We start from the raw sequence: 14,234 nt of genomic DNA, 5'->3' as shown, positions 1-14,234 counted from the left end.
ACGATCGCCCGGGTCTTGGCGTCGTCCTGCCGGCGGTCATCATCGGATTTTCCGCGCTTGAGGTATTCGATGGTCATTGCGGATTGCTCCTGTCGGATGGATTGGGGAGAAAAAGAGCCGGCAAGGTCAGGGCTCGAAGCTCTGACGGAACGCCTTGGTCAGCGCGGCGCCGCCGCCCTGGATGAGGGTGTGCTCGGAGCCCACGACAAAGAACGAGCCGCCTGCGTTTCGGTGGCCCTCCAGATCTTCGCTGGGGGCGCAGTAGAGCCCCGTGGCGGCACCCTCGACCGCGAGGATCCTTCGGGTCATCTCGGCGACCTCCGGGGCAAAGAAATTGTCGAGCCCGTGCGAAACCGCCAGGTCCGCACGACCGATGAACAGGGCATCCACCCCCTCGACCGCGGCAATGCCGGCGTGATTGACCACGCCGTCCGGATCCTCGATCTGGCAGATCAGGGCGAGTTCGTTCCGGGCCTTTCCGAGATGCTCGGCCAACGGCCGCCCGGCATATTCCGCGGCGCGGGTGGTGCCGGCAAAACCGCGCCCACCCGGACCGTAGGCCACCGACTTCGCCAGCGCCTCCGCCTGCTGGACGGTTTCCACATGCGGCACCATCACACCCGCCGCCCCGGCGTCGAGCACGCTGAGCACCCAATCGGGTGTCGCCACTGGCACGCGCACGACGATCGGACATCCGAGAGCCCGGCCGGCCATCACCATCGTGTCGGTGCTGCCCCGATCAAAGGGCGCATGTTCGGCGTCGACCACGAGGAAGTCGAAGCCCGCACGCGCCATGACCTCGATGATGATCGGATGCGGCGTCTTGATGAAAGCACCCACAAGCGGCTCGCGCCCGGTGAGGCGTGCCCTGAAGTCTGCATTGGTCGTCATCGTCTGAACTCCTTTTGCCATGGTCACGCGGGCTGCGGTTCGCCGGTCTCATGCGACAGGGTGATCTTGCGCGAGCTCAGGACCAGCGCGCCAAAGAGCAGTGCGCCACCCAGCGTGGCCCACCAGGGCGACATCAGCGCGAGGATCGCCGGCAGCACCCAGAGCAGACGTGACACTGCACCCCAGGGAAGCCGGGCCCCGCCCAGAAGATGCGCCGTCGACAGGACGAAGACGGCACCCGAGATCACGGCGCGGGCAATGCCTTCGGCCCCGCCGCCGCCCAGCATGCCGGGATAGGCGATGAACAGCATCGGCAAGGCATAGGCGGTGGCGCCGAGCCGCAGCGTCTGGCCGGCGACCTTCATCCAGGGCGCCTGCGCGATTGTGGCGGCGACGAAGACGCCAAGGCAGACCGGCGGGGTGATCACCGACAGCGCCGCGTAGTAGAGGACGAACATGTGCACGACCAGCGGGTCGATCCCCTGCTGGATCAGCGCCGGCGCAAACACCGCGGCGACCATCACGTAGGCGGCGGAGGTCGGAAGCCCCATGCCCGCGATCAAGCAGACCACCGCCATCAGGCCGGCAATCAGCCAGAGCTGCCCCTGCCCGACGCTCAGCACCGCCGCGGTCACCGCGACGCCGAATCCGGTGAGGTTGATCATCGCCACAAAGACCTGCGCGCCGACCAGAAGGATGCCCACGATGACCACGCCCTTGCCGCCAGCTTCCAAGGCGCGAAGGATGATGCCGAGTACGGCACGCGGATCCTCGCCCTTGCTGATGCGTGCCACGAGCACTGCGATCAGCATGGCAATCATCCCGTAACAGGCGGTCAGCTCGACCGAGTTTCCGTTGATCACCCCGAAGGACAGGCCGAGCAGCCCGGCGACGATCGGCGCGAGCCGCGCGAAGCTCATGGCACCGCGCCAGTCCGGAAGCGTGTCGTCGGTGACCGGCCGGAACCCCTGGCGCAGCGCGATGACGTGCACGGTGCTGTAGATGCCGAGGTAGAAGAGCAGCGCCGGCACCACGCCCGCAAGGGCGATCGACCAGTAGTTCAGCCCGACGAGCTCGGCCATGACGAAGGCGGCGGTTCCCATGATCGGCGGCGCAAGCTGGCCGCCCGTGGATGCGATCGCCTCGACCGCACCCGCATAGGCAGGCGGGTATTTCAGGCGCTTCATCAGGGGGATGGTGAAGTTGCCGGTGGTCGCGACATTGGCCACGGTCGATCCGTTGATCGCGCCGAAGAAGCCCGAAGCAAAGGTCGCGATTTTCGCCGCACCGCCCGGCCGCGAGCCGCCGAGGCGTGCGGAGAGGTCGAAGAAGGTCTCGCCCGCGCCGGTGTGAAGCAGGATCGCCCCGAAGAGCACGAAGGCTGCCAGGGTCGTCGACGCCACGTTGACCAGCATGCCCCACAGGCCGCGGTCCGACAGGAAGATGATCTCGGTCAGATAGCCGGTATCGAAACCGCGGTGCCCGAACTGCCCGGGGATGAGATAACCGAAGAACGCATACCCGACCGAGATGAGCACGATCAGCGGAAACACCCAGTTGGAGGTGCGCCGCGCCAGTTCCAGGACGCAGAGCAAGGTGCCGAACCCCATCAGCTTGTCCCAGCTGGTGGCCCAGGGAAGATCGGTCATGATGTCCTGGTAGTTGCCGATGATGTAGCACCCCGAGACGGTGACCACGGCGACGATCGCGGCGTCGATGAACATTCCGAGCGGGCGCCAGCGGCTGCCCTCAAAGAGCGGATGCATCAGCACGGCCAGCGCACTGATCGTCATGACGAAGAGCGCCCTCTGGACCAGAGACTCAAACGGTCCGTTGAACGATGTGTAGAAGACGAACGCACCGAGAAGAACGGCAAGCACGGCAATCGCCGTCTGTCGCAGCCTGGTCGGGAACGGGGGAGCGTCGGAGGGAACGGTCATCGCGGCACCTTCGCGGAATGAGGGGGGGGACCGGGCAGCCTCGAGCTGCACCGGTCACAGGACACATGGTTGCCTCGGGCGAGCCCTTACTTCAGGCGCTCGGGCACGGTCAGGCCGATTTCCTCGTAGTAGCGGATCGCGCCGGGGTGCAGCGGGCTGGTCGCGTATTGGAGCGTCAGCTCCGGCAGATTCAGCCCCTTGACCGCCGGGAAGGCCGCGGCCTGCTCGTCCATGTTCTCCATCACCGCCTTGGTGATGTCATAGGCGGTTTGCTCGTCCATGTCGGGCCGAGCGGAGACGCCGATCATGAACCCCCAGGCCGTGTAGGGCCCGGAGTTTTCCATCTTGCCGCCCGGCATCTCGACGATCGAGAGTTCCGGCAGCGACTCGCGGATCTGGGCTTCTTGTGCGTCGTCGATCCCCAGGACCTGCAGCGGGGTGAAGGCAGCGATATCGGTTGTGAGCGCGTCGAAGCTGGTGCCCACCGCGCTTTTCACGAAGCCCTCCGAACGGTCATCCTTGATGGCATTGGCCTGTTCGCCATTGGTGCCGCGGACCCAATCCGGGGTGATCCCCAAGAGGTCGAACACCTCCTGCGAGGTCGCCTCGGTCGAGGAACCGCGCATGCCCGGGCCGAACTTCTGCCCGTCGAGCCCGGCAAGCTCGGTGATGCCGAAATCGCGGCGGACCACGACATTCTGCGGCGCCAGAGAATAGGCCCAGAGAAGTTTCGACTCGACCGGCCGCCCCTCAAAGGACTTCACACCGTTGTAGGCCTGGTAGAGCGTCGAGGTGGTGATCAAGCCGATGTCGAGCTGCGAGCGGGCCATCCGCTTGAGGTTGTCGACCGTCGCACCTGTCTCGACCACCGAGGCCTGATAGGTGTCAGGGAAGCTGGCGTTCACGATCTGCGACAACGAGGCGAAATAGGCGTAATGCGCGCTTTGCGAATTGGTTGCCCCGAAGGCAAGACGAGTTTCGGCCCAGGCAGGCGCCGTGGTGGTGAGGGCGGACAGCGAAAGGATCGCCGTCGCCGCCAGGCAACGGAATTTCATGGATTCTCCTCCCAAAGAATTCTGAGTCACCCACGAACGGGTGCTGGGAAAGGAGTAGCCACAGAACTGGAACGCTATGCAACTCTTGCCATAAAATATGAAATTATTTCACTATCCGCTTTCGCGCACCTGCAACTCGCCGGGCAGGATTCGGATGTCGCCAATCTCTTCGGACCCATCTGAGGCGAGAATGATGTCCACGGCCTGGTCGAGCATCCTGCGCAGCGGTTGACGCACCGTGGTCAGACGGTAGGATTCCCATGCGGCCATCGGGATATCGTCGAACCCCACCACCGCCAGGTCGTCGGGGACCGAAGCGCCGGCGATCCGTGCAGCGTCGAGCACCGCGATGGCCATGATGTCATTTGCACAGAAGACGGCATCTGGCAGCGGTCGCCGTGCCAGCATTTCCTGCGCCGCAGCATAGGCGCGACGGTAGTCGAACCCCCCGTCCAACTGCTGCGCGAAGACGCGACCTGCATCCTCCAGTCGGTCGCGGAAACCGCGCATTCGTTCGAGATGCGTGGATGTGTCCCGCCGCCCTCCCATGAAGGCGATGCGCTGACGGCCCCCCGTCAGGAAACGCTCCGCGACCTGCTGCGCGCCGCCGTAATTGTCGCAGCAGACCGCCATCATCCGACTGTCCGTTTGGACGCGATTCAGCAGCACCGCTGGAATGCCATTTTGCCGGCAGGCCCGCGCGAGCCCAGACGTCAGGGTCGAATTGGCCAGAATGACGCCCTCGGTCCGAAAGTCGAGAACCTGCCGAATGGCGGTGTCTACATCCTCGGCCGAGGGGACCACATGCACGATCGCTTTCAGCCCGCGTTCGGGCAAGAGCCGCGTCATCTCGTCCACGGCAATCGGGTAGAACGGATTTTGCATCTCGCTCACCACCATGGCGATCGTGTCGGTCGCCTGTGTCGCGCGCACCTGGTCGACCTTGCTGACGTAGCCCAGTCGCGCGGCGACCGCGAAGATTGCCTTGCGCTTGTCCTCGGATATCGGGGCATTGCCCCGATATGCCCGCGACACGGCGGATACGGAAACGCCGGCTTCCGTCGCGACGTCTTTTGCTGTGATCTTTGTCATGCCTGCGGTATAAACATATTTTCACGATAAGTGAAAAAGTTTCACTTTAGACAGACTTCCTTATTCCCCGGATCTGGCCCTTTCTTTCGACAGACAAAAGAGGCGCAGCCCGAGTCCTGCTTCGGCGCAGGCAGTCCCGGAAATCCCAATGCGGTCAAGCCGGCGAGCGCCAAGGACGCGCCACCGCCGGGCATACTCTAAGATGCACCTGTCGCGAACATCGGCCCGCCCTTCCAGCGCGGAAAGCCGTAGCCGTGTACCTCGACCAGGTCGATGTCCTGCGGGGTCTGCGCGATGCCCTCTTGCAGGATCGCCTGGCCTTCCGCCGCCATTGCGCCGACGAGCCGCTCGGCGATCTCGGTACGCGGGAGATCGAGCGATCCAACGGTCCACCCGGAGAGCAGCTCCGTCACCGCGGCGGAGGGCTGCGGTGTCCGGTCACCCTCGGCGTAGTCGTACCAGCCGCCTGCCGTCTTCTGGCCCTTGCGCCCGGCCCGCACGAGTATGTCGCCCAGCGTCTCGGGCACCTCCTGCCCCGCCGCCCGTGCGCCCTCACGCTGCAGGAAGGCGATGTCCAGACCGCCCAGATCCTGCGCCTCGAAAGGCCCCATGCGGAAGCCGTAGTCCCGCATCGCCGCGTCGATCTCGGCGATCGGCACACCCTGGATGACCAGCGCCTCGGCCTCGGCACGGTAGCGCTTGAGAACACGATTGCCGATGAAGCCCTCGCAGATGCCCGCCCGCACCGGCACCTTGTTCAGCGCCCGCCCGAGCGCGAAGCCGGTGGCCACCACGTCGGGCGCGGTGTCCGGCGTCGGCACGATCTCGAGCAGCTTCATGATGTGGGCCGGGCTGAAAAAATGCAGCCCGATGAAGCGCTCGGGGTTCGGCAGCCCCTCGGCGATGGCACGCGGATCGAGGTACGAGGTGTTGGTCGCCAGCACCGCATCGCTCCGGCAGACGCGGCCGAGTTCGGCGAAGACGGCGCGCTTTACGCCGATCTCCTCGAACACCGCCTCGATCACCAGATCGACCTGCGCCAACTCGGCATAGTCGGTGCTGCCGCGAACGCCGGCCATCCGCTCGGCCCGGCCCTCTTCGGTGAGCTTGCCGCGCTTGACCGCGCCGTCGAAAATCTTGCCCACGTTGTCGAGACCCCGCGCCACTGCCTCGGCATCGCGCTCAATGAGGATGATCTCCATCCCCGCCTCGCGGCATGCCCCGGCGATGCCAGCGCCCATGGTGCCGCCGCCAATGACGCCGACCGTCCTGAACGGGCGCGGCTCGACGCCCTTGAGCGCGGCGGGTTTCGGCGCGGCGCGCTCGGCGAAGAAGACATGCCGCAGCGCCGCCGCCTCTTCCGAGCCGCGCAGGTCCAGGAAGGTCTCGCGCTCATGCGCCATGGCCTCGGCGAAGCCGTTCTCGGTGGCGAAGCGTAGGCTGTCCAGCGCGCGCAGCGGCGCTTGATGCCCGGCCTTGGAGGCGGACTTGAGGGCCGCCTGCCAGAATTCTTCCGGCATCTGGTCCAGCGGGCGTTTTGACGCCGGCACCGGCAGGTCCGCCCCCAACGCCTTGCGGGCGAAGGCCACCGCGTCGCTTTCCAGATCGCTCACCACCGCGTCGATGAGCCCCGCCTTCAGCGCCCTGCCGGCGGACATCGGACGCCCGCCCGTCACCAGACCCACCGCCGCCTCGACGCCGGCTAGGCGAGGTGTACGCACCGTGCCCGAAGCGCCGGGTATGACGCCGAGCGTGACTTCGGGCAGCCCCACCTTGGCGCTTTCGACGGCGACACGGAACCGGCAGCCCATGGCGATCTCGAACCCACCGCCGAGCGCCGCGCCGTGGATCGCCGCGACCCAGGGCTTTTCCGCCGCCTCGATCCTGTCCACCACGTCGGGCAGATGCGGCTCGACCGGCGGCTTGCCGAACTCGCGCACGTCCGCCCCGGCGAGGAAGGTCCGCCCGGCGCAGATCAGCACCACGGCCTTCACCTCGGGGTCGGCGTCGAGGTGGCCCACCATCTCGTAGAGCCCCTTGCGCACGGCCTCGGAGATCGCGTTCACCGGCGGGTTGTCGAGGGTGACGACGGCGATCTCGCCGTCGCGGCGGACAGTCAGGAGTGTCATGGTTCAGAGTCCCAGATAGGCTTCACGGATGCGCGGGTCGGCGATGAGATCGGGCGCGGCACCGGTCATGGTGATCCGCCCGGTTTCCATCACGTAGCCGCGGTCGGCGATCTTGAGCGCGCCATAGGCGTTCTGCTCGACCAGCAGCACCGTCACGTCGCGCTCCTTGAGAGATTTCACCACCTCGAAAATCTGCGCCACCAGAAGCGGCGCCAGACCCATCGAGGGCTCGTCGAGCAGCAGGCAATGCGGCCGGCCCATCAGTGCGCGGGCGATGGCCAGCATCTGCTGCTGCCCGCCCGAGAGCCCGCCCGCCGCGAGGTTGCGCTTTTCCTTGAGGATCGGGAACATGGCAAAGGCGTCGGCCATGTCGCGGTCCACCCGCTCGTCGGTGAAGAGGAAGGCGCCGAGGCGCAGGTTCTCCTCGACCGTGAGATTGGTGAAGATCTGCCGGCCCTCGGGCGACTGCGCCAGCCCCCGCTTCAGTCGCTTGTGGGCGGGCACCGAGGCGAAACTCTCGCCGCGGAAGACGATGGAGCCGTCGCTCACCGGCTGGGTGCCCGAGAGGCACTTCAGCAGCGTGGTCTTGCCGGCGCCGTTGGCGCCCACCACGGTCACGATCTCGCCCGAGCTGACCTCGAGGTCGAGCCCGTGCAACACCTCGATGCGCCCGTAGCGCGAGCGCAGCCCCTCAACCGTCAGCATGGGCAGGCTCCTCCTCTTCGGTGCCGAGATAGGCGGCGATCACCGCCGGGTCACGCGACACGGTGGCCGGGTCGCCCTCGGCGATCTTCTCGCCGTGGTCCAGCACCACGATGTGGTTCGAGATCCGCATCACCAGCTTCATGTCGTGCTCGACCAGCAGAATGGCGATGCCCGAGGCCGCGAGCTCGGCGATGAGGTGGTCGATCTCCTCGGTCTCGACGGCGTTGCAGCCTGCCGCCGGTTCATCCAGCAGCAGGATCTTCGGGTTCAGCGCCAGCGCGCGGGCGATCTCCAGCCGCTTCAAAGCGCCGTAGCTGAGGTTTCCGGCGATCTGCTCGGCGGCCTTGTCGAGCCGTACCCGCTCCAGCAGCTTGCGCGCCCCTGCCCGCGCCTGGGCCGCACGCCGCTTCATGCCGGGCAGCGAGAGCAGGTCGGCCCAGACCGAGCCGCGCTCTGAAAGGTGGTACCCCGCCAGCACGTTGTCGAGCACCGTCATCTCCTGGAAGATCTGCAGGTTCTGGAAAGTGCGCGACAGGCCCATCTCGGCCAGCCGGTTGGGGACCACCCCGGTCACCTCGATCCCGTTCAGCGAGACCGAGCCGCGCCCGGGCTGGTAGACGCCCGAGATCATGTTGAAAAGCGTCGTCTTGCCCGCCCCGTTCGGCCCGATGACCGAGACGATCTCGCCGGGCGCGACCTTGAAGCTCACGTCGTTGACCGCCTTCAGCCCGCCGAAGCTGATGCCGAGGCCCTGTACGTCCAGAAGGCTCATTCGTCCCTCCCCTTCAGGCGCCGCGCGATCGAGGGCAGAAGCCCCTGCGGCAGGAAGATCATCACCAGCACCATGACAAGGCCCAGTACCAGCTGCTCGTATTCGGCAAATACCGTCAGCACCTGCGGCAGCAGTGTCAGGATCGCCGCGCCGAAGGTGGCGCCCAGCACCGAGCCGACGCCGCCGAGCACCGCCATGGTGACCATCTCGACCGAGTGCATGAAGCCCGCCACGTCCGGCGTGATGTAGCCGTTCTGCAGGGCCAGCAGCGAGCCCGCGACCGAGGCGTAGACCGCCGAGATCACGAAGGCGCGCAGTTTCTGGCGCGGCACGTCGACGCCGACGGTCGCGGCCGCCACTTCCGAGCCGTGCAGCGCCCGCATGGCGCGGCCCGAGGGGCTGTCGAAGAGGTTCAGCGCCAGCCACGCCCCGACAAGCAGTACCACGCCGCAGACCATGTACCAGAACTCGCCGCCCGAAAGCCGCCAGCCCATGTCGCGCAGCAGGTCGCGCAGACCCAGATCGGCGACATTCATGCCGTCCGGCCCCCCGGTCAGCGCCCGCTCGTTGGTCAGCACCATCGACACGAGGATACCGAAGCCCAGCGTCGCCACCGCAAGGTAGTAGCCCTTGAGCCGCAGGATCGGCTTGCCGATCAGCGCCGCCATCACGCCCGAGACCACCGCGCCCAGCACCAGTGCCAGCGCCGGATGCAGCCCGAGGTGCTCGGGCGCCAGTGCACAGGCATAGGCGCCGATCCCGGCGAAGCCCGCGTGCCCGAGGCTGATCTGCCCTGCATAGCCGATCAGGATCACCAGCCCGACCACCGACAGCGCGTTTACGAAGATCAGCGCACCGACGCGGTAGTAGTAGCCCGAGGGGAAGAACAGCGGCAGCAGCGCGATGAGCAGCGCCAGCACGCCGAGTGAAATCCATTTGTTGCGTCCGGTCATCACACGCGCTCCGTCGATTTGCTGCCGAAGAGGCCCTGCGGCATCACGAAGAGCACACCGAGGATGACGATGAAGGCCACCGCCTCCTTGTACTGCGAACTGAGATAGCCCGCAGTCAGCGCCTCGAAACAGCCGAGCAGCAGCCCGCCCACCAGCGCGCCCTTGGGGTTGCCCATCCCGCCCAGCATGGCGGCGGCAAAGCCCTTGAGCGCCAGCGCGACGCCCACGTCGTAGCCGACCAGCGTGATCGGGGTGACCAGCACGCCCGCGAAGGCACCGATGGCCGCCGAAAGCCCGAACGAGAGCGTCATCACCCAGCCGGTGTTGATCCCGACGAGCTGCGCCGCGACGCGGTTGTTTGCGGTGGCGAGCACCGCCTTGCCGGTCAGCGTGCGGGTGAAGAAGATCCAGAGACCCACGAAGACCGCCAGCGCGCCGCCGATCACCCACAGGCTCTGCGGCAGGATCGTCGCGCCCAGAACGTGGATCGGATCATCGCCAGAGAAGGACGGGAAGCGGTGCAGCTGCTTGTCGAAGACCAGCTGCGTCGCGCCGCGGATCACGATGGACGCGCCGATGGTGATGATGATGAGCGAGACCACGGGCGCGCCGCGCGCCGGCTCGATGGCCAGCTTGTTGAGCGCCACGCCGATGGCCGAGGTCACGAGGATCGCGAGCAGCGCCGCCAGCGGCAGCGGCAGCCCTGCCTCGAAGGCGAAGACGGTGATCATCCCGCCCAGCATGACGAATTCGCCCTGGGCGAAGTTCACCACGTCGGAGGCGTTGTAGATGATGGTGAATCCCAGCGCCACGAGCGCGTAGACGGCGCCCACGGTCAGACCGGAGAACAGGAATTGCAGCAGGGCGTCCATCGGGGCTCCCAAGGCTTTGGCGGATTGGGGTGCGGCTCCGGGCGCGAGGCCCGGAGCCGAAGCGGGTTACTCGACGGGCAGCCAGTCGCCGTCCATGATCTCCAGCATCCGGAAGGCGCTGAGATCGAGGCCGAGGTGATCCTCGGGCGAGAAGCTGTAGGTGCCGGTGGTGCCAACGAGGCCGTCGGTCGCCTCAAGCGCATCGCGGATCGCCTGCGGATCCTCGCTGTCACCGGCGCGGGTGATGGCATCGACGATCAGCGCAAAGGCATCATGCGCATAGCCGCCGAAGGTCGAGACCTCCTGGTCGTACCTGGCCTTGTAGGCCTCGGTGTAGGTGGTCACCACCTCGTATTGCGCGTCATCTTCGGCCAGCTTGTCGGCGATCAGCAGCGCGGTCCCCGGCAGGCGCAGCCCCTCGGCGGCCTCGGCCCCGGCAAGCTCGATGAAGGCGTCAGAGGCAACCCCGTGGCTCTGGTAGAGCGGGATCTCGAAGCCGAGTTGCGCGACGTTGCGGGTGACAATCGCCGGGCCCTGGCCGAAGCCCGGGTTCAGCACCGCCTGCACGCCGCCCGTATTGCGGATGCGAGTGAGCTGCGGAGTCATGTCGGCGTCCTGCGGGCCGTAGGTTTCGTCGGCGAGGATTTCGATGCCGTGCTCGCCCGCGACCTCCTTGCACTGCGCCTGCATCGACGCGCCGAAGCCGTCGGTGCCCGAGATCATGCCGATCTTGGTGATGCCCTGCGCCTGCATGTCGGTGAAGATCTTCTCGCAGGCCATGCGGTCGGTGTGCGGGGTCTTGAAGACATACTCGCGCACCGGGTCGATGATCGAGATCGCGCCGGCCAGCGAGATGAAGGGAATGCCTTCGTCCTCGGCCACCGACAGGATCGACATGGTGGTGCCGGTGGTCGACCCGCCGATGATCGCGACGACCTCGTCATCCTCGACGAGGCGGGTCGCGAAGGTGCGCGCCTTGTTGGGATCGCCGCCGTCGTCGTAGAGCGTGAGGGCGATCTCCTCCCCATTAATCCCCCCTTCCTCGTTCAGCTGCTCGACCAGCATCTCGATGGTCTTGGCCTCGGGGTCGCCGAGGAAGGCCGCGGGGCCGGTGGCCGAGACGCTGACGCCGAGACGGATCTCGGCCTGCGCGGCGCCGGCGAGGACGCCGAGAGCGGCGAAGGTGGCAAGCGCGGTGGTGGTCTTGGACATCATGGTAACTCCTCCCAGATTGGTGTCCGTCGAAAGTCGGGTGCCGGGCTCCGGTCAGGCGCTCAGGCCGCCTTGGGCCAGCGGATCATCACGCGCCGGAAGCGGGGCGCGACGAAGGCGGCGTCGGTCAGGCTGGCATTGCCCGCCGGGTTCGCCCCGGTGACGTGAAAGTCGGAGAAGGCCGCCGACTGGTTCACGTAGATATTGCCGGTGAGATTCACCGAAAGGTTCACGCCGGCCCGTGCAAAGGCCTTCGCCGCCCGTCTGATAAGCGCCTCATCTGTCGCGTAGAGCGCCGCGGTGATCGCGCCCTTGCTGCGGGCGATCCCTGCGGCGCGGGCGATGGCATCCTCGGCGCCATCGCAGGGCACGAGGAACGAGACCGGGCCGAAGCACTCGTCGTTCTGCGGACCCTCGGCGCCTTCGACCGCGACCATGAGTGGTGTGGCGCTGCGGCCATGGCCGGTTTCGGCGCTGTCGCGGATGACCCGGCCTGCGCCGCGGGCGGTCTCGATGCGCTGCAACGTGTTGGGATTGACGATGGTGCCGCAGATCCCGGCGGCGCGCGCCGGATCGGAGAGCAGCGCGTCGATCGCCTGCTTGATCCCCGCGGCGACCTCGTCAAAGCTCTTGAGGCCCTGATCGGTCTCGATCCCGCCGCGCGGAACATAAAGGTTCTGCGGCGAGGTGCACATCTGTCCCGAATAGAGCGACAGCGAGAAGGCGAGGTTGGCGCACATCCCGGAGAAATCATCCGTGCCGGTGATGGTGACCGAGTTGACCCCGGCCTCCTCGGTGAACAGCATCGCTTGGCTGTGCGCGCGGATCCAGTCGGCAAAGGCGGTGGACCCGGTGTAGTCGATCAGCGCCACTTTCTCGTGCGCCGCCAGATCCTTGGTGATCTGGGCCTCCGGCGCGTCGGCGGCCAGCAGCACGGCGTCCTGCGGCAGCCCGATCTCGGCGAAGACCTCGCGCAGCACGCGCACGGTCAGCGCCAGTGGCAGGATGGCACGCGGGTGCGGCTTGACGATCACCGGGTTGCCGGTGGCGAGGCTGGCAAAAATTCCCGGGTAGCCGTTCCAGGTCGGAAAGGTGTTGCAGCCCACGGTGAGCGCGATGCCGCGCGGCACCAGCGACCAGTGCTTCTCGATCACCAGCGGCGCATGCTTGCCCTGCGGCTTTTCCCAGACCGCGTCGCGGGCGCTGCGGGTCAGCTCGGAATAGGCCATTGCCAGCGCCTCGAGCCCGCGATCCTGCGCGTGCGGCCCGCCCGCCTGGAAAGCCATGGCAAAGGCCTGGCCGGTGGTGTGCATGGTGGCGTGGCCGAGCAGGAAGCTCATCTTGTTGAGCCGCACCAAGGCCTCGAGCAGAGCCCCGACCCGCGCCTCGACCGTGGCCTCGGCGAACGCGGGCGCGGCAGCCTCGGCGGCGGCGAGCAGCGCCTCGGGCGCGGCGGCGGGATAGCGGATGCCAAGCTCGGGGCCCCAGGGAGAAACCTCGGACCCGACGCGCCCGTCCTCGGGATGGCCGGGCAGATGGAAGGCGGCGCCCAGCAGGCGAGCATAGGACGATTCGCCCTTTGCCTTCGCGGTTTCGCCGTAGATCTTCCCGCTCGGGACCTCGGGGAACGGGGTCCAGAATTCGCGCGTTTCCAGCGCCTTCAGGGCACTTTCCAGCAGCGGTTTATGGCGGGTGAACAGGTCTGTCATGGCTCCTCCCAAAGCTTGACCAGTATCATTGACCGTCCGGTCGGTTTATGCAACAGTAAATCTCACAGGCCCCGTGGAGGGGGGCTGGGAGGATCACATGACCACATCGCAAACCGTGCTGGCGGAGCTGGAGTCCGGCGTTCTGAAGCTGACGCTCAACCGCCCGGAAAAGCTCAACTCCTTCAACGAGGAGATGCACCTTGCCCTGCGCGCTCAAATCCAGCGGGCGCATGATGACGACGCGATTCGCGCCGTGCTGCTCACCGGTGCAGGGCGCGGCTTCTGCGCCGGGCAGGACCTCGGCGACCGCGACCCGCGCAAGGGCGGCCCCAAGCCGGACCTCGGCCAGACCATCGAGGCCTTCTACAACCCCACCCTCCGGCTCATCCGGGCGCTGGAAAAGCCGGTGATCTGCGCGGTGAACGGCGTGGCGGCGGGCGCCGGGGCCAATATCGCCTTTGCGTGCGACATCGTGCTTGCAGCGAAATCGGCGAAGTTCATTCAGGCCTTTTCCAAGATCGGGCTAATCCCCGACGCGGGCGGCAGCTGGTCGCTGCCCCGCATTCTCGGCGAGCCGCGCGCCAAGGCGCTGACCATGACCGCCGAGCCGCTGATGGCCGAGACCGCCGCCGATTGGGGGCTGATCTGGAAGGCGCTCGACGACGAGGCCCTGATCCCCGAGGCCGAGGCGCTGGCGGCAAAACTGGCCGCCGGGCCGACGCTGGGGCTGGGCCTTACCAAGCGCCTCATCCATGAGGCCGCGACAAACGATCTCGACACGCATCTCGATCGCGAGCGAGACTGTCAGCGAGAGGCAGGCCGGTCCGACGACTACGCCGAGGGCGTCACGGCCTTTCTCGAGAAACGTCCTGCCAGCTTCCGGGGGAAGTGAGCCATGAAGGAC

General features: G+C 66.9%; 12 protein-coding genes. 1 reads left to right on the top strand and 11 read right to left on the bottom strand.

Annotated elements, in window-relative coordinates:
* Positions 1-126: 126 nt before the first annotated feature.
* The 11 genes from G0Q01_RS03240 to paaN all read right to left on the bottom strand — a co-directional run bounded on the left by G0Q01_RS03240 (position 127) and on the right by paaN (position 13,330).
* Complete coding sequence (locus tag G0Q01_RS03240; RefSeq protein ID WP_164190245.1) at positions 127-891, bottom strand: HpcH/HpaI aldolase/citrate lyase family protein; 765 nt, start codon at positions 889-891, stop codon at positions 127-129.
* 23 nt (positions 892-914) lie between these two features.
* Positions 915-2,771 carry a TRAP transporter permease gene (locus tag G0Q01_RS03235; protein WP_370457164.1) on the bottom strand — a complete coding sequence of 619 codons (1,857 nt, stop codon included), beginning with the start codon at positions 2,769-2,771 and terminating at the stop codon, positions 915-917.
* Between the two features lie 146 nt (positions 2,772-2,917).
* Positions 2,918-3,886, bottom strand: a complete 969-nt coding sequence (locus G0Q01_RS03230) for a TAXI family TRAP transporter solute-binding subunit (RefSeq protein WP_164213010.1) — start codon at positions 3,884-3,886, stop codon at positions 2,918-2,920.
* A gap of 111 nt (positions 3,887-3,997) precedes the next feature.
* On the bottom strand, positions 3,998-4,978 hold the full coding sequence (locus G0Q01_RS03225; RefSeq protein ID WP_164190238.1) for a LacI family DNA-binding transcriptional regulator: 981 nt from the start codon (positions 4,976-4,978) through the stop codon (positions 3,998-4,000).
* Positions 4,979-5,175: 197 nt separating this feature from the next.
* On the bottom strand, positions 5,176-7,107 hold the full coding sequence (locus G0Q01_RS03220; RefSeq protein WP_164190235.1) for a 3-hydroxyacyl-CoA dehydrogenase NAD-binding domain-containing protein: 1,932 nt from the start codon (positions 7,105-7,107) through the stop codon (positions 5,176-5,178).
* A 3-nt stretch (positions 7,108-7,110) separates the two neighbouring features.
* A complete protein-coding gene (locus G0Q01_RS03215) occupies positions 7,111-7,812 on the bottom strand; it encodes an ABC transporter ATP-binding protein (protein ID WP_108970683.1) in 702 nt (233 codons plus the stop codon).
* On the bottom strand, positions 7,799-8,584 hold the full coding sequence (locus tag G0Q01_RS03210) for an ABC transporter ATP-binding protein (protein ID WP_164190233.1): 786 nt from the start codon (positions 8,582-8,584) through the stop codon (positions 7,799-7,801). The genes G0Q01_RS03215 and G0Q01_RS03210 overlap by 14 nt, the downstream gene beginning before the upstream one ends.
* Complete coding sequence (locus G0Q01_RS03205) at positions 8,581-9,537, bottom strand: branched-chain amino acid ABC transporter permease (RefSeq protein WP_164190231.1); 957 nt, start codon at positions 9,535-9,537, stop codon at positions 8,581-8,583. The genes G0Q01_RS03210 and G0Q01_RS03205 overlap by 4 nt, the downstream gene beginning before the upstream one ends.
* Positions 9,537-10,409, bottom strand: coding sequence for a branched-chain amino acid ABC transporter permease (locus G0Q01_RS03200; protein ID WP_008887693.1), 873 nt, complete (start codon positions 10,407-10,409; stop codon positions 9,537-9,539). Before G0Q01_RS03200 ends, G0Q01_RS03205 begins: the two co-directional genes overlap by 1 nt.
* A gap of 66 nt (positions 10,410-10,475) precedes the next feature.
* Entirely contained in the window at positions 10,476-11,624 is a 1,149-nt protein-coding gene (locus G0Q01_RS03195; protein WP_164190229.1) for an ABC transporter substrate-binding protein, read from the bottom strand.
* 59 nt (positions 11,625-11,683) lie between these two features.
* Positions 11,684-13,330: a phenylacetic acid degradation protein PaaN gene (gene paaN / locus G0Q01_RS03190; RefSeq protein ID WP_164190227.1), complete on the bottom strand. Its 1,647-nt coding sequence runs from the start codon at positions 13,328-13,330 to the stop codon at positions 11,684-11,686.
* Positions 13,331-13,427: 97 nt separating this feature from the next.
* Here paaN and paaG point away from each other — a divergent pair, with 97 nt between their 5' ends.
* The gene (gene paaG, locus G0Q01_RS03185) at positions 13,428-14,222 is read left to right on the top strand and encodes a 2-(1,2-epoxy-1,2-dihydrophenyl)acetyl-CoA isomerase PaaG (RefSeq protein ID WP_164190218.1); all 795 of its coding nucleotides are present in this window, start codon (positions 13,428-13,430) and stop codon (positions 14,220-14,222) included.
* Positions 14,223-14,234: the final 12 nt, after the last annotated feature.

The organism is Salipiger sp. PrR007, from assembly GCF_010499845.1.
GTDB classification, from domain to species: domain Bacteria; phylum Pseudomonadota; class Alphaproteobacteria; order Rhodobacterales; family Rhodobacteraceae; genus Salipiger; species Salipiger pacificus_A.
Note: the sequence above shows the minus strand (reverse complement) of the source record. Positions and strands in the feature narration are given on the sequence as shown.